This is a genomic window from Pseudomonas sp. GW823-FHT02E01, assembly GCF_058797535.1.
The window spans coordinates 17,967-36,550 of record NZ_JBXAJS010000006.1; the positions used below are offsets into that span (position 1 = coordinate 17,967).

Consider the following 18,584-nt stretch of genomic DNA (forward strand, 5'->3'; position numbering starts at 1 on the left):
CACCGGTATCGCCTTTTGCAGCGCTATTGCCGGGATTTTCGCTGCGTATCGGTCGGTGAAAAACAACTTTCTGTATCGATTGAAACAGGCAAATTCTGTATCTATTCAGCCTTCATTCAACTAATTACGATCATTTCCAATGCACGTTAATCCCTGCAGTCAGTGAATGGAGTGTTCTATGGATAACAGGAAGCTAAAACTGTATGTCGGCGCCGATCATGTCAGCGCTTTTGCGATGTCGGCTTTTGTGGCGCTCAAGGAAAAGCAACTTTCATTTGAACTTGTTACTGTCGATCTAAAAGTACGCGAAAACTATCTGGCGACTTATCGCAATCTTTCGCTGACCTGCAAGATTCCAACGCTGGTTCACGACGATTTTGCCTTGTCGGAATCATCGGCGATTGCCGAATACCTTGATGAACTCTCCCCGGGGCATAAAAAACTCTATCCGCAGGACATTCGCCAGCGCGCCCGTGCCCGTCAATTGCAGGCCTGGTTGCGCAGTGACTTGTTGGTGGTGCGCAAGGAGCGCCCGTTTGACCTGGTGTACTTCGGCAAGAAAAACACTGTGCTGTCCGACGAGGCCCAAGCCGCCGTCGAGCGCCTGTTCTTCGTCGCCGGGTATTTGCTGGAAGAGGGCGCCGAGCATCTGTTCGGTGACTGGAGCATTGCCGACACCGACCTGGCAATCATGCTCAACCGACTGGTTGCCAACGGCGATACGGTGCCGGCACGGCTCACGGCATATGTGCGTCGCCAGTGGGATCGCGACAGCGTTCGGGCGTGGATGGACATAGAGCGCAAAGCGCCGGCCATCGCGTAACAACACTCAGGGCAATCACCAGGAGCGCGGCCATGCAAGGACTGTCGGAGCACGAACGCTACAAACCCTATAACTCACGCACCATCCGCGACACACCGTACTGGCACAAGCTGACGCCGGCGTTGCAGGAGGCCATGACCGTGGTGGCCAGAGTCATGCCGTTTCGCACCAACGAATACGTGCTGGGCACGCTGATCGACTGGAACAACATTCCAGACGATCCGGTTTTGCGCATGACTTTTCCCCACAAGGACATGTTGCTGGCGGAGGAATATGCCTCGCTCAAACAACTGATCGAGCAGGATGACAGCGCGGCGATCAAGCGTCGGATCGAGGCGATCTGGCGGCGCATGAACCCGCATCCGGCCGGGCAGTTGACCCACAACGGAGTCACCCTCAACGGCAAGGTCCTGCCGGGCATCCAGCACAAGTACCGCGAGACCGTGCTGTTTTTCCCCGGTGCCGGTCAGACCTGTCACGCGTACTGCACCTTCTGTTTCCGCTGGGCGCAGTTCATCGGCGAGGAAGAACTCAAGTTCAACGCCCGTGAGTCCCAGGAGCTGGTCAGTTACCTGAGGGTGCACACCGAAGTGACCGACGTGCTGATTACCGGCGGCGACCCGATGATCATGAACACCCGCTCCCTGGCCGGTTACATCGAGCCGCTGCTGGATTTGCCACACCTGAAGAACATCCGCATCGGCACCAAGTCCGTGGCGTACTGGCCGCAGCGTTTTGTCAGCGACAAGGATGCACCTGAGCTGCTGGAGCTGTTCCAGCGCATCGTCGCGGCGGGGAAAAACCTGTCGATCATGGGCCACTACAACCACCCGGTGGAGATCCGCCAGGTCATCGCCCGCCAGGCCATCGAGCGTATTCGCTCGACGGGCGCGACGGTGCGCATGCAGGCACCGCTTATCCGCCACGTCAACGAAAACCCCGCTGACTGGGCGGCGCTGTGGACCGAAGGGGTGCGGCTCGGGGCGGTGCCTTATTACATGTTCGTCGAGCGTGACACCGGGCCCAGCCACTACTTCGCGATGCCGCTGGCCCGGGCTTTCGAGATCTTCCAGGCGGCGTACCGCACGGTATCGGGGCTGGCGCGAACGGTGCGCGGGCCGTCCATGAGTACCTTCTACGGCAAGGTGTTGATCAATGGCATCGAGACCGTCGCCGGGGAAAAGGTCTTCGTCTTGCAGTTCCTCCAGGCACGCAATCCGCAATGGGTGTTGCGCACGTTCTACGCGCGATTCGATCCGCAAGTGACCTGGTTCGACGACTTGCAACCGGCCTTCGGCGAGCGTGCGTTCTTCTTTCAGACCGAGCTCACCGCCGTGCCGGAATTGATACCCGTGTTGCTGGAAACGGCGTAGGAAAATTCATGAACAATGGGGAGATATGGATATGAGCAGTATCCCGTTTGATCAGCGCGAGGGCGTTATCTGGCTCGACGGCGAGTTCGTCGAGTGGTCCCGGGCGCAGTTGCATGTGCTGACCCATGGCCTGCATTACGCGAGCACCGTGTATGAAGGCGAGCGGGTCTACAACGGCAGGATTTTCAAGCTGCGCGAACACAGCGAGCGCTTGTATCGCTCGGCGCAATGGATGGACTTTGCCATCCCCTATGAGATGGCTGAACTGGAAGCGGCGAGCCATGAACTGCTGCAACTCAACAAGGTTGTCGACGGCTACCTGCGCCCGGTGGCCTGGCGTGGCAGCGAGATGATCTCCACCTCGGCACGTTTCAACCGTGTGCATGTGGCAATCGCTTGCTGGCAGTGGCCGAGCTATTTCGACCCGGCGGCGCGCATGGCTGGTATCCGCTTGAAGACCGCGAGCTGGCGCCGCCCGCCGCCGAGCAGCAGCCCGTTCCAGGCCAAGGCCTCCGGGCATTACCAGATAGCCACGCTGAGCAAGCACGACGCCGAGAACACGGGGTACCACGATGCGCTGATGCTCGACTGGCGCGGCCACGTTGCCGAGGCCACCAGCGCCAATGTGTTCTTCGTCAAAGGCCGGACGCTGCATACGCCGCTGCCGGATTGTTTCCTCAACGGCATCACCCGCCAGACCGTGATCGAACTGGCCAAAGCGCTGGACTATCAGGTGGTCGAACGCACGATTTTGCCTACAGAGCTTGGCGACTTCGATGAGTGTTTTCTCACCGGCACCGCCGCCGAAATCACCCCGGTGCAGAGCATCGATGAGCAGCACTATCGACCGGGTGACGCCTGCCGCGACTTCATCGCCGCTTACACCTCAACCGTCAACGCCGGATAACCCGCCAGGAATCTCACCATGTCAGACCAAGGGATTGTTGCGTCTCAACCTTGCATTTCGCTCGGCCATCGTCACGAAGAACTGTCGACGTTGGGCTGGACGGTGCTGACCCCGGACGAATTTGCCGATGGTGTCGTAGGTACCTTGTGCGAGTTCGGTCGGATCATTCCGCAGTTCAACGGCCAGACGGCCTTTGCCATTACCCGCAAGCCGGGTTACGAAGACTTGCCGTACTCCCAGAGCATGAACGGCATCGGCCCGCACACTGAAGCGCCGGTGTACGGGCCGCCGCCACGCTATCTGGCGTTGCATTGCCATAAACAGGCCAGGTGCGGTGGCGGGCACACCGGGTTGGTGGACGGCTACGAATTTCTCAAGTCCCTGGAGCGCAGTGAACCGGAACTGCGTGAGTGGCTGGATGACACGCCGGTAGAATTTGTCGCCACCGCCAAACCGGGTGAACCGGGACAGCGGCGGGTCAAGGAGTACATCCTCACGCCTACGGAAGACGGGGATATTTTCCGCTTCAGCTACAACCAGTTTCACTACGGCGACGTAAACCCGTCCAAGGAAGCGTTGCAGCAATCACTGGTGACCAACAACACCTCGCCGCTGGCCAGGTTTGCCGTGCTCGGCGAAGCGTATTTCGTCGAGCACAACGTTCCGGTGCTGATTCCCGACGGATGCCTGCTGATTTGGGATAACTGGCGGATGATTCACGCCCGCAGTCGTTACACTGACCCGGCGCGCAACCTGACCCGCTATTGGCTGGCCTGATTTTTCCGTCGCCCTACATTCTTTTGGCGTACCCCTGGCGGGTACGCGCCTTACAGGTATCGCGTCATGCAAACAGCAATCGAGATCGCCCAGGTCGATCATCAACTGATCGTGCGGCTCAACCAGGCCTGGACCAAGCGCGCCACGGTGTGTTCGCCGGACAGGGGCCAGGTGGAGGAAGTTTTTGACCCCGCGCGGCCGGACTACCCGGAGTGCATGGTGCCGTTCTTCCATCATCCGAAATTCCAGGCCTTGAGCGACGAGCTCAAAAGCAGCGTGGTGACCTGGGGCTGGATCGGCTACAACCTGCGCACCGTCACCGCCGAAGAACACGTGGTCAACCCGGCACTCAGTGTCATCGCCAATCAGTACCTGGGCAAGGATGACTGGCATTTTCGCGAGGCCATGCAACAGACCCTGATCGACGAGCACTACCACACGCTGATGCACCTGCGCGCCATCGAGCGGACCAAACTCGACCGGGCGCTGGACCAGGATCTGGACTTGCCACCCTCCGTCACTTACCTGCGCCTGAAAGCCCAGCGTGAAGCACTGCCCGAGCAATGGCAGCGGGATCTGGCGGCGATCACGTTTGCGGTGGTGGCCGAGATCAGCGTCAACGCCTATCTGGACTTGCTGGCGGACGACCAGACCATCCAGCCGCAGAACCGCCGAGTGGCCGAACTGCACAACCGCGACGAGTACGCCCACAGCAAGGTGCTGGCCGAAGTGGCGAAGGTCATGTACGCCAACATGCAGCCCACTCAACGGGAATTTTTCGCACGCAACCTGTCAGTGGCGCTGAGTGCTTTTATCGCTCAGGACTACTCCATGTGGGAGGCGATTCTGACGCAGCTCGGGGTCGAGGAGGCGGCGCTGATCATTGCCGACACCCGCGAGAGCAACAGGAACGCGACCATCATGCGCGACTACAGTGGCCTGCATAAATTGGCCCATGACCTGGGCATCAGCGACCAGATCGATTTCGACTTTCGTCCGACCCTCAAAACCACGGCGGTCGCCTGAACCCGGAGGTGCTTATGTCCACGCCTGTGTACGAAGTGTTCGCCATCCGTGTCGGTGCAAACGCCCAGCGCACCGCCAGGGAGAATTTTCTCTACGACGCTTGTTGCGGTGATCCGAATGCGCCGATGCCGCTGGACTACTACTTCTGGGTCATCCGCAACGAACAGCAGGTGATCGTGGTCGACACCTGTTTCCAGCCGGCCACGGCGCACCGGCGCGATCGCCAGATGTATCGCCTGCCGGAAGAATCCCTGCGGCAACTGGACATCGATCCGGCCCGGGTCGAGCACCTGATCCTGACCCATTTGCATTGGGATCATGCCGGCAACCTCGGGTTGTTCCCCAAGGCGACCGTGCATTTGCAGGACGCGGAGTTGCGTTTCTGCACCGGGCCGAAAATGGTCCATCGCACGGTGAACAAAACCTACGAAGTCGAGGACGTGATGTCGGCGTTGCCGCCGCTGTTCGAAGGGCGGATGCGTTTGCACGACGGTGTTGTCGAGGTCGTTCCGGGCGTGACCCTGCATCCGGTAGGCGGACATACACCGGGCAGTCAGGTGGTGCGGGTAGCGACCGAGCGCGGCTGGATTGTGCTGGCCTCGGATGCGGCGCATTTGTGGGCCAACATTCGCGGGCGAAGTCCGTTTCCGATCCTCGATGACCTGGCGCAAACCCTTGAAGCCTTCACCGAGATCGACCGTCTGGCCGACAGCGAAGACCATGTCATCCCCGGCCACGACCCGCTGATCGCCGAGCGTTTTCCGCACTGGAATGACGACCCGCATATCATTTGCCTGCACCAGAATCCGCTCTGAAGATCACCTACAACCCTGTGGGAGCGAGCTTGCTCGCGAAGGCGTCAGTACATTCAAAATTGATGTGTCTGACACACCGCCATCGCGAGCAAGCTCGCTCCCACAGGGTCGCGGTCAACCCTGATTTTTCAGGATACGTCCCAACGTCTGCAGTGCCTCATCAACCCGCGGCGAATACGGCGCGCCACAGCCAATGCGCACAAAGTGATCGAAACGCCGGGCATTGGAAAAGATATCCCCAGGTGAAATCTGGATGCCGGCCTTCAACGCGTCGTGAAAAAACGTCATCGATGAATGCCGGCGAGGCAGTTCCACCCATAACAGCGTGCCGCCTTGCGGGTGGGTCACGCTGGTGCCGATGGGAAAATAACGGGTGATCGCTGCGCTCATCTGCTCACGTTGTACGGTCAGGGTTTTCCTCAACCGCCGCAGGTAACGTTCGTAGGACGGTGTCTTCATGAACGCACTGGCCGCCAGTTGCGATAACGCCTCGCACCCGCGCGACTGCGTATGCTTGAGCATCTCCACGCGGTCGTGCCATTTGCCGGCGCTGATCCAGCCAAGGCGCATGCCCGGTGCCAGGGTTTTGTTCAGCGAGGCGCAATAGATCACGTTGTCGGTGCTATCCCAATGTTTGAGCGTGGACAGCGGCTGCTCGGTGTCCACCAGGTCGCCGTAGGTGTCGTCCTCGATCAGCACGGTGTCGTGCTCGGCGCACAGTTTCACCAGCCGTGCCTTGTTGGCGTCGGGCATGATGCTGCCCAACGGGTTTTGCAGGTTGGGGATGACGATCAGCGCCTTGACCCGTTCGGGGCCTTGCAGCAGCCGTTGCAGGGCCTGCAGATTCAGCCCGGTATGGGCCGAGGCCGGGACTTCCAGCACGCGCAGGTTCAGGCTTTCGAGAATTTGCAGCAGACCGTAGAAGGTCGGCGACTCCACGGCCACGGTGTCGCCGGGGCGGGTGACCGCACGCAAGGCCAGATTGATCGCCTCGGTGGCGCCGTTGGTGATCACGATCCGCTCGGAGGCCAGGTGGGTCTTGCTGGCCAGTGCCCGCCGGGCCAGGATGTTGCGCAATGCGCTGTTGCCGCAGGCGCCGCCCGCGGTGCCGAGCAGGCAGGCGTCGTAGCGCAGCGCCTTGATCATGTTGTCTTGCAAGGTCTTCAGTGGGTAAAGCTGCGGCGCGCAGTAGGCGCTGGCGAAATTGACCTTGATCGTCGCGCGCTGACTGGCCTTGAGCACCGCACAGACCTGTTCATGAATGCCGACATACGCGCGGGTATCCAGCGCTGGCGCCGAGGTCGTCGGGGCGGGCCTGGGCAGGGTGTCGGGCTGGCGAATGTAGTTGCCGGAGCGTGGCCGGGCTTCCAGCACGCCATAGTCCTCCAGCTCCCGGCACACCTGCACGGCGGTCGACAGGCTGACGGCGTGTTTTTCCATCATCAACCGAATCGAGGGCAGGCGTTCACCGGTTTTCAGGGTGCCGCTGCGGATAGCGTCCAGGTAGTGGTTGGCCAGCTGGCGATACAAGGGGGGCGTGTTCATGATGACCTCGGCAGTTGCACCACTGAGGTCTGGGCTGGAAAGTGAGTTGACGCTCCCCGCAGGCGGACCCGTGGTGCTCATGGGTGAAGGGAAGTGGTGTTCTGCGTCGATACTGGAAGAGTAATCGCGGTTTTGCCCGAATCACGGGCAATAAAAAGCCCCGCACTGATGGCGGGGCTCTTGAGTCGGTTGCTCAGGACCGTGTGGCGAGAGGGCTTGCCACAACAATAGGTATTACTGAGCGGCGATGCTGTACCCGTCGAACGCGGTCTGCTGCTGCAGAGCGGTGATGATGTTCTTGCGGTTGACCGCTTGCTCGGCGCCGCTGTTGTCCAGGAACGTCTCGCTTTCCAGTTCCGCCTCTTCGCCTTCGCCAACGAAGGTGAGGCCGAGGAATTCCAGGGCTTCACGGTCGACGCTCAGGCGCGAGCGCGGGGTGCGCAGCGGCAGGGTGACGCTGATGCCGTCCTTGCTGATGGTGAACACTTCGACTTCTTTCTTCGCCTTGGCGGCTTTGCTCTTGCCGCCGCTCGGGTTGCTGATGGCCTGGTGGGTCTGGTTCAGCACCTTCAGGGCCAGGCCGTAGACGATTTCCTGGAACGCCGGATCGTCCTTGAAGCTGGACAGGATGCGGCTGATCGGGAATTTGCTGCTCAGGTCTTCGAGGGCGGCGATATCGGCGGCCTCGGCGTCCTTGAGCTGCTTGAGCTGGCCCATCAGTTCGTAGGCTTTATCGTCATCGAAGCTGTCGTGGGCCTGGCGGATCGCGGCGCGGAGTTCGCGGATCTGGTCGCTTTCGCGGGTGGACTGGAACGCGTCCAGCACCATCTCGCTGATGGTCTTGGCCTGAGGCACGTGTTGTGAAAGATTGATGGAGTTTTCGTATTCCGCTTTGGACGACAAGGTGACAACGGTTTCAGCGGTATTGGAATCGGACATTGAAATTTCACTACTTCTATAACTTGAATTGGGGCGAGAAAGCCTGGGGGCTTTTTCAGGTGGCCTAATCTATTGGACCGGGGCGGTGTTGTCACGGATCAACAGGCGGCCGGTCATGTTTTTGCTCCCCTGTAGGAGCGAGCCTGCTCGCGATGGACGTTATCGATAACGCGTTCATTCTGGATGAACGCGGTGCCCTTGAGACCATCGCGAGCAAGCTCGCTCCCACAGGGTTAGTGGGGGTACGCAAAATCTGTAAGCACCCGAAAAAACTGTGGGAGCGAGCTTGCTCGCGATGGGGCCTTGTCAGCACCAAAGTTTTTCAGGCCTGCCTCGGTGTATTGAGGTTCATCGACCGCACCGCCAACGCAGTCGCCGTTTCCTCATCGATCGGCAGCGAAAACCGGAACGTCGCACCCCGCCCCGGCACATCGATCAACTGAATCTCGCGCCCGTGCAATTGCAGGATGCGATGCACGATCCGCAACCCCAACCCGCCATCACGGCGTGCGCCGCCGATATTGAACGGCCGCAGGAACAACCCTTCGCGCAGTTCCGGGGCGATGCCGGGGCCGGTATCGCTGACCGTGACTTCGATGAATGAGCCTTGCGGGCGCAGGCCCAGTTCGACCTCGCCACCGGCCGGGGTATGGCGCAGGGCGTTGTCGAACAAGTTGGTCAGCACCCGCTCGATTAGCCCAAGGTCGGCGCAGGCCGCCGAGACGTTGGCGGCAAAAGTGGCCTTCAACTCGACTTGACGCGCTTCGGCGGTGAGTTCGAATTTCTGGAAGATGTCCTGGGCCAGGTCAGTCAGGGAAAAGCGTTCCAGCACCGGCTGTACGAAGCCATGTTCCAGCCGCACCAGTTCCAGCAGCGACTGCGCCAGACCACCCACCTTGCGGCTCTGGTCCAGGGCGATGCCGAGATAGCGGCGGCGGTCGGCAGGGGACAGCGTGGCGTCCTTGAGCGACAGGGTTTCCAGATAACCGTGCAACGAGGCCAGCGGCGTGCGCAAGTCGTGGGAGATGTTCGCCACCAGTTCGCGGCGCTCCTGATCCTGGCGGGTCAACGAGCGCCATTGCTCGCCCAGGCGTGTCTGCATCTGTCGGAACGCCGCATCGAGTACGGCGATTTCATCGTGGCTCGCGGCTTTTTCCACCACGACGGGCAGGGCCGGTGTGACCGGCACCCCATCGATGTCGAACTGGCTGACGGTTTCGGTCAAGCGGCGTAACGGCCGGGTGATCAGGGCAAATGCGGTGAGACCGGCAATCAGGCACAGCAACGCCACCAGCCCGATGGACAACAGCGCGGTGTTGAGCGCTGCACTGGTCGCACCGCGTTCGGCCAGGCGGTCGTGGTCTTCACCGAGCAACACCACGTAGAGATAACCGGCCGGCTTGCCGTCGACCTTCAGCGGCGCAGCACTGAACACCTTGCGCGCATCGACGCTGCGCGGGTCGTCGCCGAGAATCGGCAGGGCATCGCCCCGCAACAGGCGCTGGATCGGCGCCAGGTCGATCCGCTCACGACGGATCCGGCCTTCGGGCGCGGCGCTGCCGACAATCTTGCCCTCGGTGTCCAGCAGGTACACCTCGACACTCGGGTTGACCTGCATCAGCTTGCTGAACAGGTCACGCACGGCATTGGGCATCAGGCCCTGTGTGTCCATCAGCACCGTGTCGCGGGCGATGTGCTGCGCCAGGTCCCGGGACAAGCCTTGCACCACTTCCTGCTCATGCATCTGGTTGGAGCGCACCTGCATCCACGCCGACGTGCCGCAGCACACCAGCAGCAGCACGGCGAACACCAGGGACAGGCGTTGCGTCAGGGTCAGCCTCATGGCCGTGGTTCCTCCCCGGTGGCGAATTTGTAGCCGCGCCCCCAGACCGTGAGGATGCGCACCGGTTGCGCCGGGTCGGCCTCGATCTTGGCACGCAGGCGGTTGATGTGGGTGTTGACCGTGTGCTCGTAGCCTTCGTGGCTGTAGCCCCACACGGCATTGAGCAGGTCCATGCGCGAAAACACCTTGCCGGGCTGGCGGGCGAAGAAATACAGCAAGTCGAACTCCCGGGGCGTGAGGTCCAGGCGTCGTCCATCGAGGGACACTTCGCGGGTGATCGGGTCGATGGCCAGGCCGTCAGTGAGCAGGCTGCCGGCGTCCATCTTCAGGTTGCGCGCCATGGCATCTACCCGGCGCAGCAACGCCTTGACCCGGGCCACCAGTTCAAGCATGGAAAAGGGCTTGGCCAGGTAGTCGTCGGCACCCAGTTCGAGGCCGAGAATCCGGTGCACTTCGCTGGAGCGCGCGCTGGTGATGATGATCGGCGTGTAGCGGGCCATGGCGCGGGCGCGACGGCAGATTTCCAGGCCGTCGACACCGGGCAGCATCAGGTCGAGGACCAGTGCATCCCAGTTGCCTTGCTGCAGCAGGCGCATGCCTTCATTGCCATCGGCGCTGTGCACCACCTCGAACTGCTCGTCGCGAAGATGCAGGCAGATCAGGTCGGCGATATGCATATCGTCCTCGACCACCAGGACGCGTTTGGTCTGTTCCATACAGCTCAATCCTTCGGCGCATTGTGCGTAATGCCACTCGGTCAAGGTGCAAAAACTGTGGGAGCGAGCTTGCTCGCGATGGCGCAATGTCAGTCAACGACGATGCTGACTGTGCAATCGTCATCGCGAGCAAGCTCGCTCCCACAGGAAATGCATTGTTCAAAATTGGCATATGCATTGTGCGGGTTTTTCGGCGCCCGAGTTATCACGAATTGTTTAACTTCCCGTGAGGATTTGGCGATCACCCAAAGCCTAGGCTGTGTTCTATGAAACACCCCTGGATTTTTGGAGACGAACATGTTTTCACGACGGCAATTTCTTGTAGCGAGCGGCGGGCTGGGGGTGGCAGCCCTGGCGATCGGCCTGTTGCCGAAGTTTTCCACAGGCTCGGCCTTGATCAGTGAAGCCAGCGCAGCGGAGGTATTCGAAGTGACCCACAGCGACAGCGAATGGCACGCGATCCTCAGTGACGAGCAGTACGACATCCTGCGCGAAGAGGGCACCGAACGGGCCTACAGCAGCCCGCTGAACAACGAGCACCGCGATGGCACGTTCGTCTGTGCCGGTTGCGAGCTGCCGCTGTTTTCCTCGGCGACCAAATTCGACAGCCGCACCGGTTGGCCAAGTTTCTGGGCACCGCTGGACAAGGCCGTGGCGACCCGCCAGGACCGTGCGTTCGGCATGGTCCGTGAAGAGGTTCATTGCCGGCGCTGTGGCGGGCATCTGGGGCATGTCTTCGACGACGGCCCGAAACCCACCGGCCTGCGTTACTGCATGAACGGCCTGGCGATGAAATTCGTGCCCAAGACGGTGTGATTCCATTCCACTCACTTTTTGCAGGTAATCGCCATGTGGCTGCTGGTCCTCGCTTATCTCGGTGGTGTGCTGACGATTGTCAGCCCGTGCATTCTGCCGGTATTGCCGTTTGTCTTCGCCCGCACCGGGCAACCCTTCGTCAAAAGCGGGTTGCCGCTGCTGGTGGGCATGGCGCTGACCTTCGCGCTGGTCGCCACGTTGGCGGCGGTGGGCGGCGGCTGGGTGGTGCAACTCAATCAGTACGGGCGCTGGCTGGCGCTGGTGTTCGTGGCGTTGTTCGGTCTGACGCTGTTGCTGCCGCAACTGGCCGAGCGTCTGACCCGGCCACTGGTGGCGGCGGGCAGTCGTTTGTCGGAGGCGGCGGGTGCCGATGCACGGCCACGTCCTGGTGCTTCGCTCCTGATCGGCGTGGCCACCGGCCTGCTGTGGGCGCCGTGCGCCGGGCCGATCCTGGGCCTGCTGCTGACCGGTGCGGCGCTGCAAGGCGCCAGCATTCAAACCACCTTTTTGCTGCTGGCGTACGCCGCCGGTGCCGCCACTTCCCTCGCGCTGGCTTTGTTGCTGGGCGGCAAAGTCTTCACCGCGATGAAGCGTTCGATTGGCGCGGGCGAATGGCTGCGTCGCGGCCTTGGCGGGGCGATGCTGGCCGGTGTGGCAGCGATTGCCCTAGGTCTGGACACGGGGATTCTGGCGCGGTTTTCCACGGCGTCGACCAGTGGTATCGAGCAAGCGCTGGTGGAGAAACTGTCCGGCAAGTTACCGCGTAACAGCGGGGCGATGATGGCGCAAAACTCGACCTCCGCCGGCGCGGTGCAAGTGGCTGACAAAACCCCGGGCACCTTGCCGGTCGAAGGCAACCTGCCGTCACTGGAGGGCGCCGTGCAATGGCTCAACTCGCCCCCCCTCGATGCCCAGGCCTTGAAAGGCAAGGTCGTGCTGGTGGATTTCTGGACCTACTCCTGCATCAACTGCCTGCGCTCGCTGCCCTATGTGAAAGCCTGGGCCGAGAAGTATCGCGATCAAGGCCTGGTGGTGATCGGCGTGCATGCGCCGGAGTTTGCCTTCGAACGCGACGTCAGCAACGTCACCAAGGCCATGAAAGACCTGGGCATCAACTACCCGGTGGCCATCGATAACGAGTTCAAGATCTGGCGCGCCTTCAACAACGAGTACTGGCCGGCGCATTACTTTGCCGACGCCCAGGGACGCATTCGTTATCACCATTTCGGCGAAGGCGCGTACGCCGAATCGGAGCGGGTCATCCAGCAATTGCTGCGCGAGGCGGGGGCGGCCAAGGTCGCCGACGGGCTGATCAGTGCCAAGGCCGATGGCGTGCAAATGGCCCCGGACAAGGACGCCGTGCAGTCGCCGGAAACCTATGTCGGCTACCAGCGCGCTGAGCATTTCGTGCCCGAAACCGCGCTAGTGCCGGACAAGGTCGCGGCCTACAACCCGCCGGCGCAACTGGCCCTTAACGACTGGAGCCTGGGCGGCCAGTGGCATGTCGGCCCGGAGCGGGCCACCGCCAGCGCACCGGCCAGCCGCATCGTCTATCGCTTCCACGCCCGTGATTTGCATTTGGTGCTCGGCCCTGGCGCCGATGGCAAACCGGTGCGTTTCAAAGTGCTGATCGACGGCAAGGCCCCCGGCGATGCCCATGGCATGGACGTGGCACCCGATGGCAGCGGCACCGTGACGGACCAGCGCTTGTATCAACTGGTGCGCCAGAGCGGCGGCGTGACCGACCGGACCTTCAGTATCGAGTTTCTTGATCCGGGGGCGTCGGCTTACGCCTTCACTTTCGGCTGATAACTGTTCAACGCTTCAGGAGTTCGCCCCATGAAAACACTCTTTACCTGGCGCCGTACCCTGCTGGGGCTGGCGGCTGCCGGCATCATCAGCCAATGCTCGGCCTTCTCCTTCGGCGGTGCCGAAGAGGCGGTGATCATTCCACCGCCGGCACTCGATGAAACCACCCAGGCCCGCAGCGAAACCGCGGTGTTCGCCGGTGGCTGCTTCTGGGGTGTTCAAGGTGTGTTCCAGCATGTCAAAGGCGTGAAGAACGCCGTCTCCGGCTACGCGGGCGGGGCGGCCAATACCGCGCAATACGAGCGCGTCAGCAACGGCAATACCGGCCATGCGGAGTCGGTCGAAGTCACGTTCGATCCAGCCCAGGTCAGTTACGGCACCTTGCTGCAGATCTACTTTTCCGTGGCGCACAACCCGACCGAACTCAACCGCCAGGGCCCGGACAGCGGCACCCAGTACCGCTCGGCGATCTTTACCAAAAACGCTGAGCAGCAGCGGGTCGCACAGGCCTACATCACCCAGCTCGACGCCGCGCATGTCTTCGACAAACCGATCGTGACCAAACTCGAAACCTTCAACGGTTTCTACCCGGCGGAGGAAGAACACCAGGACTTCCTGACCGAGCATCCGACCTATCCATACATCGTGATCAACGATTTGCCAAAAGTGGCGCAGTTGAAACAGCTGTACCCGGATCGTTATCAGGAACAGCCGGTGCTGGTGAAGGCGGGGATGTAGTGAATGGGGAATCGACGACCCTGGCACTGAATCGTCGGTCAGCGGATCAGTGCTTGCCCCACAGCTGCATGGCGAATTCGACGAAGCGGCGCAACTTCGGCAAACGGTGGCGATCCTGGGCATAGACCAGGTGCATCGGCCGGCTGGGCGGACAGTAATCGGGCATCAGGGCCAACAGCTTTCCGTCCTTGAGGTCCTGCTCGACCAAGGCGTCGGGCATCATCACGATGCCCATGCCGGTGCGCGCCGCTTGATGCAGTCCGGCCGAACTGTTGATCAGCATCGGCCCGCCGACCCCCACGCTGACTTCGCCATCGGGACCGGCCAGGCGCCATTCCTTTTGCACCGATTGCCAGTCATCTCCGGCCGGATAGGCAAAGGACAGGCAGTCGTGATGGCGCAGGTCTTCAGGTGTTTGCGGAGTGCCGCGACGGGCCAGGTAGTCCGGTGACGCGCACATGGTCAGGGTGTAGTCGATCAGCGGGCGGGCGATCAGGTTGGAGGGCTCCAGCGCCCCAAGGCGAAACGCTACATCGAGGCCGTTTTCCAGCAGATCCGGGCGTCGGTTGGTCAGCACCACGTCAAGTTTCACCCGCGGGTTTTGCCGGCTGAACTCACTCAGTGCCGGGGCCAGGCGCTCGGTCCCGAAGGTCAGGGGCGCGGTGATGCGCAAGGTGCCGCTCGGTTCGTCCAGAGCCTGCTCGGCCAGTCGCTCGGAATCGGCCACCAACCCCAGCACTTCCAGGCAGCGCTGGTAATACGCGGCGCCGAACTCGGTCAGCCGCTGGCGCCGCGTCGTGCGGTTGAGCAGGCGCACACCCAGCCGTTGCTCCAGGGCCTTGAGGTGATTGCCGACCATGGTCGTGGACATTTCGCACTGCAAAGCGGCGGCGGTCATGCTGCCGGTCTCCACCACTTTCACGTAGACGGTCATTGCCTGGAATAAATCCATTATCAAGCTCTGCTTTTAAATGATTGAAGTTTTACGGTCTTTATCCAGCTCTGGTGGCTAACCATACTACAAAAACACCGACCCTTGCTGGAGCTTGATGTCATGACCGCCGCCTGCCTGATGAGCACTTACCAACCCCTGGCCTTGAGTTTCAACAAGGGCCTGGGCACTCGCCTGTGGGATCAGGCCGGTCGCGAATACCTGGATGCGGTCGCCGGTGTGGCGGTGACCAACGTCGGCCACTCCCATCCGAAAATCGTTGCCGCCATTACCGAGCAGGCCGGGTTGTTGCTGCACACCTCGAACCTCTACAGCATCGACTGGCAGCAACGGCTGGCGCAGAAACTGACGCAGCTAGCGGGCATGGACCGGGCGTTTTTCAACAACTCCGGGGCCGAAGCCAACGAAACCGCACTGAAAATCGCCCGGCTGCATGGCTGGCACAAGGGCATCGAGCAGCCGCTGGTAGTGGTCATGGAGAATGCGTTCCATGGCCGCACCCTCGGCACCTTGTCTGCCAGCGATGGCCCGGCGGTGCGCCTGGGTTTCAACAAGCTGCCGGGGGATTTCGTCAAAGTGCCGTTCGGCGACCTCGGCGCGCTGGACAAGGTGCAACAGGCCTTTGGCTCGCGGATCGTGGCGATCCTGATGGAGCCGATCCAGGGCGAAAGCGGCGTGCAACTGGCGCCGCCGGGCTATCTCAAGGCCGTGCGGGAACTGTGCAACCGGCGCTCATGGCTGATGATGCTCGATGAAATCCAGACCGGCATCGGCCGCACCGGCCAGTGGTTCGCGTTCCAGCACGAAGGCATCGTCCCGGACGTCATGACCCTGGCCAAAGGCCTGGGCAACGGCGTGCCCATCGGCGCTTGCCTGGCCCGTGGCAAGGCGGCCGAACTGTTCACGCCGGGCAGCCACGGCAGCACGTTCGGCGGTAATCCGCTGGCCTGCCGGGTCGGATGCACCGTGCTGGAGATCGTCGAAGAACAAGGGCTGCTGGAAAACGCCCGGCTTCAGGGGGCGCGCCTGCTCGAAAGATTGCGCACAGAACTGGCGGGCAACCCGAACGTCTCGCAAATACGCGGCCAGGGGCTGATGATCGGCATCGAACTCAAGAAACCGATCCGCGACCTGAGCCTGATCGCCGCCCGGGATCATGGCTTGTTGATCAACGTCACGCGGGGCAACACCATTCGCCTGCTGCCGCCGCTGACCGTCGATGAGCGGGAAGTGGAGATGATTGTCAGAGGGGTGAGTGGTGTAGTGAAGGTGGCTTGAAATACGCTCCCTGGGCACCGCAATACCTGTGGGAGCGAGCTTGCTCGCGATAGCGATGGGTCAGTCACCATTGATGTCGAATGTGCTGCCGTCATCGCGAGCAAGCTCGCTCCCACAGGTTTTGTGCTTTAACCGATGGGTAATATTGCTGCTTCTGAAGCGAAGTCGGTGATTTCAACCCGATTGGTCAGGCGGATCTTCGAGGCACCAAAGTCATCGAACATCCGCTGATGCGCCGCAAATCCACTTGAGTCGTCACGGGTGCGATAGTTGCTAGCCCACTCCAGCATTGCAATGAATCGTTCGTCATCGTTGGCTTCCCGCCGGCGAATGTTGGCAACGCAATCGACGTCATCGATACACAGCCAGATCAACGCCGTGGCCCGGTGGAGGATTTCACTGACGATCCAGCCGTAACCCCCTTCAATCACCCAGCGCTCTTCATCGGCAGCGATCCGCGCCATTCCCAGCGCTTCATTTCGGGGTCGGGGGATGCTGTGTTCGTCGGACAGCCAGTGAATCCGGTCGAGATCGGTCCAGGGCACACTCAATTGCTCGGCCAGCCGCTGCGCCAGCCAGCTCTTGCCCGAGCCGGAGTTGCCGATGATCAAGGTTCGGGTGAGGTTCATGAGAGACACCGATCAATTGTGGGTGTGAACCTGCTCGCGAAAGCGGTGCTTCAGTCAGCATTGATGCTGGATGTGCTGGTCTTATCGCGGGCAAGCCTGCAGGTACACCAGAATCTGCCGGCCTGTGCGCCTTGAGGTCCATCGGTAACTTGCCGTGCGTCACTATTCATCATTTCTGTAAGCCCTTTTATAGTGTCAGTTTTTAGACATCGCTGTGATGTGGGTGGTTGTAGTGAGAGCGATTAGGTTGGCTCAGTTGTGAGTTGGGCTTACCTTTACTGCTGGGCTCAGGAAATCTATGTGATAGCCAGAGGAACCGTCCCCAATTGCTATATGAACGCCATTAATTCCTTCGTTTAATTGAGAGTTGATTTTGTAGTCAATGCTATTTGCGATTGTTTCGTTTACTCCAATAGCAAACTCAGTCAGCTTGAGGCCTCTAGGTCCTGCTGCAAGATCCAATAGTTTTATGTGTTCATTGCCATTTATTTTCAGTGAGGTGATTGTGTTTTCTTCAATGGTCAATAGTGCGCTTTCTTCAGATATGCGATCACTCAACCATTTTAAAGAAGTATTTAAGCCTTCTGGTAAAGCTGGGTTGGGTATTCTAAGAGCTGTAAGTATGCCGGATATTTTTAATGTTCCGTGAAAGGAAAACGGACTCGGCTCTTGTGGCTTCATGTGAGCATAATGGACTTCAAAAAACTCCGCCACGGACTGAATGAAATCGTTTTCTATATCCTCGGTAATCAAAGCATAAGGCTGAGCGTGAGGGGCTATCGTTATTTGCGCGTCAGCGTCATTTCCGGTCAAGAAAAATGAGTTGTGTGAATTGAGCATGTTCAGTACACGTCTTTGTGTGCTTAGCGCTTGTTGAAAGTCGCTTATAAATAACAGATTCAAACTATAAAGTGCTGCTTTTAAAGTAGGCTCGAATACTTGTGTTGCACAAAAGATGCTTTTTTTGTGTTTGGTATTTTTCGCAATTTCAAATGTCTTTTTCGCTGCATCATTAGTGAATGAAAAGATGATGCTGTTTTTTGGGAGTCTGTCGATGTCAGAAATGTTGAGTGTCTTGAATCCTAAATTAGAGCACTCTTGGAGGAACTCCTCAAAGTCCGCAATTATGGAAGGCTCTTCTTGACCAAAGAGCGTTGTTATCATCGTTCTGGATAACATTGGTACCTCCTTTTTTGTCGGTGGGCGGCAAGAGTGATCTTGACGCCCATTTTCATCATTTACTCTTCAGTATGAGCCCAAGCTAACGGCGCCCAGCCAAAATTTTCCGGGCCGGAAGTTATGCGGGTGAGCTTTTCTTTAACGACATTTTTCTTTTTCATTTGATCGTCATTTTTCATTTTGTTGGTTTTGTGCTCCCTGGTGGTCCTGAGGGGTGAAATAATTAATATAGGTTTTTTTGATGTATTAAATAGGTTGCTTGAGGTTTTTTTAGAACTAATGATGCTTGTGAAGTGTCTTGTAAGAGGCTCTTGGTTATTTGTGTAAGTAGTGGCTGTAGTCCTCTTCTGAAAATTTAGTTTTTCACCGAGTTTGGTTGTGATGGACGATCTGAAATCGTTAGGTTGGTCTACGGGGCT

General features: G+C 59.8%; 17 protein-coding genes. 10 read left to right on the forward strand and 7 right to left on the reverse strand.

The annotated features are described in order from the left end of the window. Positions 1-178: 178 nt before the first annotated feature. The 6 genes from yfcF (at position 179) to AC1RDQ_RS15740 (ending at position 5,721) form a co-directional block, all read left to right on the forward strand. Entirely contained in the window at positions 179-823 is a 645-nt protein-coding gene (yfcF, locus tag AC1RDQ_RS15715) for a glutathione transferase (protein WP_492587670.1), read from the forward strand. A gap of 32 nt (positions 824-855) precedes the next feature. Further along, positions 856-2,196, forward strand: coding sequence for a KamA family radical SAM protein (locus AC1RDQ_RS15720; protein WP_492587671.1), 1,341 nt, complete (start codon positions 856-858; stop codon positions 2,194-2,196). 31 nt (positions 2,197-2,227) lie between these two features. After that, complete coding sequence (locus AC1RDQ_RS15725) at positions 2,228-3,103, forward strand: branched-chain amino acid aminotransferase (protein WP_492587672.1); 876 nt, start codon at positions 2,228-2,230, stop codon at positions 3,101-3,103. Positions 3,104-3,121: 18 nt separating this feature from the next. Next, positions 3,122-3,880 (forward strand): TauD/TfdA family dioxygenase, encoded by a 759-nt coding sequence (locus tag AC1RDQ_RS15730; RefSeq protein WP_492587673.1) that lies wholly within the window; start codon positions 3,122-3,124, stop codon positions 3,878-3,880. Positions 3,881-3,946: 66 nt separating this feature from the next. Beyond that, entirely contained in the window at positions 3,947-4,906 is a 960-nt protein-coding gene (locus AC1RDQ_RS15735) for a diiron oxygenase (RefSeq protein ID WP_057716347.1), read from the forward strand. A gap of 14 nt (positions 4,907-4,920) precedes the next feature. Continuing rightward, on the forward strand, positions 4,921-5,721 hold the full coding sequence (locus AC1RDQ_RS15740; protein WP_090453180.1) for an N-acyl homoserine lactonase family protein: 801 nt from the start codon (positions 4,921-4,923) through the stop codon (positions 5,719-5,721). Between the two features lie 114 nt (positions 5,722-5,835). On the opposite strand, the gene AC1RDQ_RS15745 is transcribed toward AC1RDQ_RS15740, so the two are convergent. The 4 genes from AC1RDQ_RS15745 to AC1RDQ_RS15760 all read right to left on the reverse strand — a co-directional run bounded on the left by AC1RDQ_RS15745 (position 5,836) and on the right by AC1RDQ_RS15760 (position 10,764). After that, on the reverse strand, positions 5,836-7,266 hold the full coding sequence (locus tag AC1RDQ_RS15745) for an aminotransferase-like domain-containing protein (RefSeq protein WP_057716345.1): 1,431 nt from the start codon (positions 7,264-7,266) through the stop codon (positions 5,836-5,838). A gap of 234 nt (positions 7,267-7,500) precedes the next feature. Next, complete coding sequence (locus AC1RDQ_RS15750; protein WP_489339772.1) at positions 7,501-8,205, reverse strand: hypothetical protein; 705 nt, start codon at positions 8,203-8,205, stop codon at positions 7,501-7,503. A gap of 322 nt (positions 8,206-8,527) precedes the next feature. Beyond that, the gene (locus tag AC1RDQ_RS15755) at positions 8,528-10,048 is read right to left on the reverse strand and encodes a sensor histidine kinase (RefSeq protein ID WP_492587674.1); all 1,521 of its coding nucleotides are present in this window, start codon (positions 10,046-10,048) and stop codon (positions 8,528-8,530) included. Further along, positions 10,045-10,764 carry a response regulator transcription factor gene (locus tag AC1RDQ_RS15760; protein WP_090453186.1) on the reverse strand — a complete coding sequence of 240 codons (720 nt, stop codon included), beginning with the start codon at positions 10,762-10,764 and terminating at the stop codon, positions 10,045-10,047. The genes AC1RDQ_RS15755 and AC1RDQ_RS15760 overlap by 4 nt, the downstream gene beginning before the upstream one ends. A 297-nt stretch (positions 10,765-11,061) precedes the next feature. Between AC1RDQ_RS15760 and msrB the strand changes: the two genes are divergently transcribed. The 3 genes from msrB to msrA are packed head-to-tail and all read left to right on the forward strand — an operon-like array spanning position 11,062 to position 14,127. Then, on the forward strand, positions 11,062-11,580 hold the full coding sequence (gene msrB, locus AC1RDQ_RS15765; protein WP_492587675.1) for a peptide-methionine (R)-S-oxide reductase MsrB: 519 nt from the start codon (positions 11,062-11,064) through the stop codon (positions 11,578-11,580). A 33-nt stretch (positions 11,581-11,613) separates the two neighbouring features. After that, positions 11,614-13,389, forward strand: coding sequence for a cytochrome c biogenesis protein DipZ (locus AC1RDQ_RS15770; protein WP_492587676.1), 1,776 nt, complete (start codon positions 11,614-11,616; stop codon positions 13,387-13,389). A 30-nt stretch (positions 13,390-13,419) separates the two neighbouring features. Further along, a complete protein-coding gene (gene msrA / locus AC1RDQ_RS15775) occupies positions 13,420-14,127 on the forward strand; it encodes a peptide-methionine (S)-S-oxide reductase MsrA (protein ID WP_492587678.1) in 708 nt (235 codons plus the stop codon). A 46-nt stretch (positions 14,128-14,173) separates the two neighbouring features. Here the strand turns inward: msrA and AC1RDQ_RS15780 are convergent, their stop codons facing one another. Next, a complete protein-coding gene (locus tag AC1RDQ_RS15780) occupies positions 14,174-15,079 on the reverse strand; it encodes a LysR family transcriptional regulator (protein ID WP_154861652.1) in 906 nt (301 codons plus the stop codon). A 102-nt stretch (positions 15,080-15,181) separates the two neighbouring features. Between AC1RDQ_RS15780 and AC1RDQ_RS15785 the strand changes: the two genes are divergently transcribed. After that, positions 15,182-16,357, forward strand: a complete 1,176-nt coding sequence (locus tag AC1RDQ_RS15785; protein WP_492587680.1) for an aspartate aminotransferase family protein — start codon at positions 15,182-15,184, stop codon at positions 16,355-16,357. Between the two features lie 128 nt (positions 16,358-16,485). Here the strand turns inward: AC1RDQ_RS15785 and AC1RDQ_RS15790 are convergent, their stop codons facing one another. Then, positions 16,486-16,986, reverse strand: coding sequence for a P-loop NTPase family protein (locus AC1RDQ_RS15790; RefSeq protein WP_492587682.1), 501 nt, complete (start codon positions 16,984-16,986; stop codon positions 16,486-16,488). Positions 16,987-17,238: 252 nt separating this feature from the next. Then, positions 17,239-18,165, reverse strand: a complete 927-nt coding sequence (locus AC1RDQ_RS15795; RefSeq protein ID WP_492587684.1) for a CgnE/CgnB domain-containing protein — start codon at positions 18,163-18,165, stop codon at positions 17,239-17,241. Between the last annotated feature and the right edge of the window lie 419 nt (positions 18,166-18,584).

Bases quoted from the DNA above. Each gene is read 5' to 3' on its own strand.
- AC1RDQ_RS15795 (WP_492587684.1), bottom strand. From the start codon at position 18,165: ATGTTATCCAGAACGATGATAACAACGCTCTTTGGTCAAGAAGAGCCT.
- AC1RDQ_RS15755 (WP_492587674.1), bottom strand. From the start codon at position 10,048: ATGAGGCTGACCCTGACGCAACGCCTGTCCCTGGTGTTCGCCGTGCTG.
- AC1RDQ_RS15735 (WP_057716347.1), top strand. From the start codon at position 3,947: ATGCAAACAGCAATCGAGATCGCCCAGGTCGATCATCAACTGATCGTG.
- yfcF (WP_492587670.1), top strand. From the start codon at position 179: ATGGATAACAGGAAGCTAAAACTGTATGTCGGCGCCGATCATGTCAGC.
- AC1RDQ_RS15740 (WP_090453180.1), top strand. From the start codon at position 4,921: ATGTCCACGCCTGTGTACGAAGTGTTCGCCATCCGTGTCGGTGCAAAC.
- msrB (WP_492587675.1), top strand. From the start codon at position 11,062: ATGTTTTCACGACGGCAATTTCTTGTAGCGAGCGGCGGGCTGGGGGTG.
- AC1RDQ_RS15745 (WP_057716345.1), bottom strand. From the start codon at position 7,266: ATGAACACGCCCCCCTTGTATCGCCAGCTGGCCAACCACTACCTGGAC.
- AC1RDQ_RS15760 (WP_090453186.1), bottom strand. From the start codon at position 10,764: ATGGAACAGACCAAACGCGTCCTGGTGGTCGAGGACGATATGCATATC.
- AC1RDQ_RS15730 (WP_492587673.1), top strand. From the start codon at position 3,122: ATGTCAGACCAAGGGATTGTTGCGTCTCAACCTTGCATTTCGCTCGGC.
- AC1RDQ_RS15785 (WP_492587680.1), top strand. From the start codon at position 15,182: ATGACCGCCGCCTGCCTGATGAGCACTTACCAACCCCTGGCCTTGAGT.
- AC1RDQ_RS15725 (WP_492587672.1), top strand. From the start codon at position 2,228: ATGAGCAGTATCCCGTTTGATCAGCGCGAGGGCGTTATCTGGCTCGAC.
- AC1RDQ_RS15770 (WP_492587676.1), top strand. From the start codon at position 11,614: ATGTGGCTGCTGGTCCTCGCTTATCTCGGTGGTGTGCTGACGATTGTC.
- AC1RDQ_RS15780 (WP_154861652.1), bottom strand. From the start codon at position 15,079: ATGGATTTATTCCAGGCAATGACCGTCTACGTGAAAGTGGTGGAGACC.
- AC1RDQ_RS15720 (WP_492587671.1), top strand. From the start codon at position 856: ATGCAAGGACTGTCGGAGCACGAACGCTACAAACCCTATAACTCACGC.
- msrA (WP_492587678.1), top strand. From the start codon at position 13,420: ATGAAAACACTCTTTACCTGGCGCCGTACCCTGCTGGGGCTGGCGGCT.
- AC1RDQ_RS15750 (WP_489339772.1), bottom strand. From the start codon at position 8,205: ATGTCCGATTCCAATACCGCTGAAACCGTTGTCACCTTGTCGTCCAAA.
- AC1RDQ_RS15790 (WP_492587682.1), bottom strand. From the start codon at position 16,986: ATGAACCTCACCCGAACCTTGATCATCGGCAACTCCGGCTCGGGCAAG.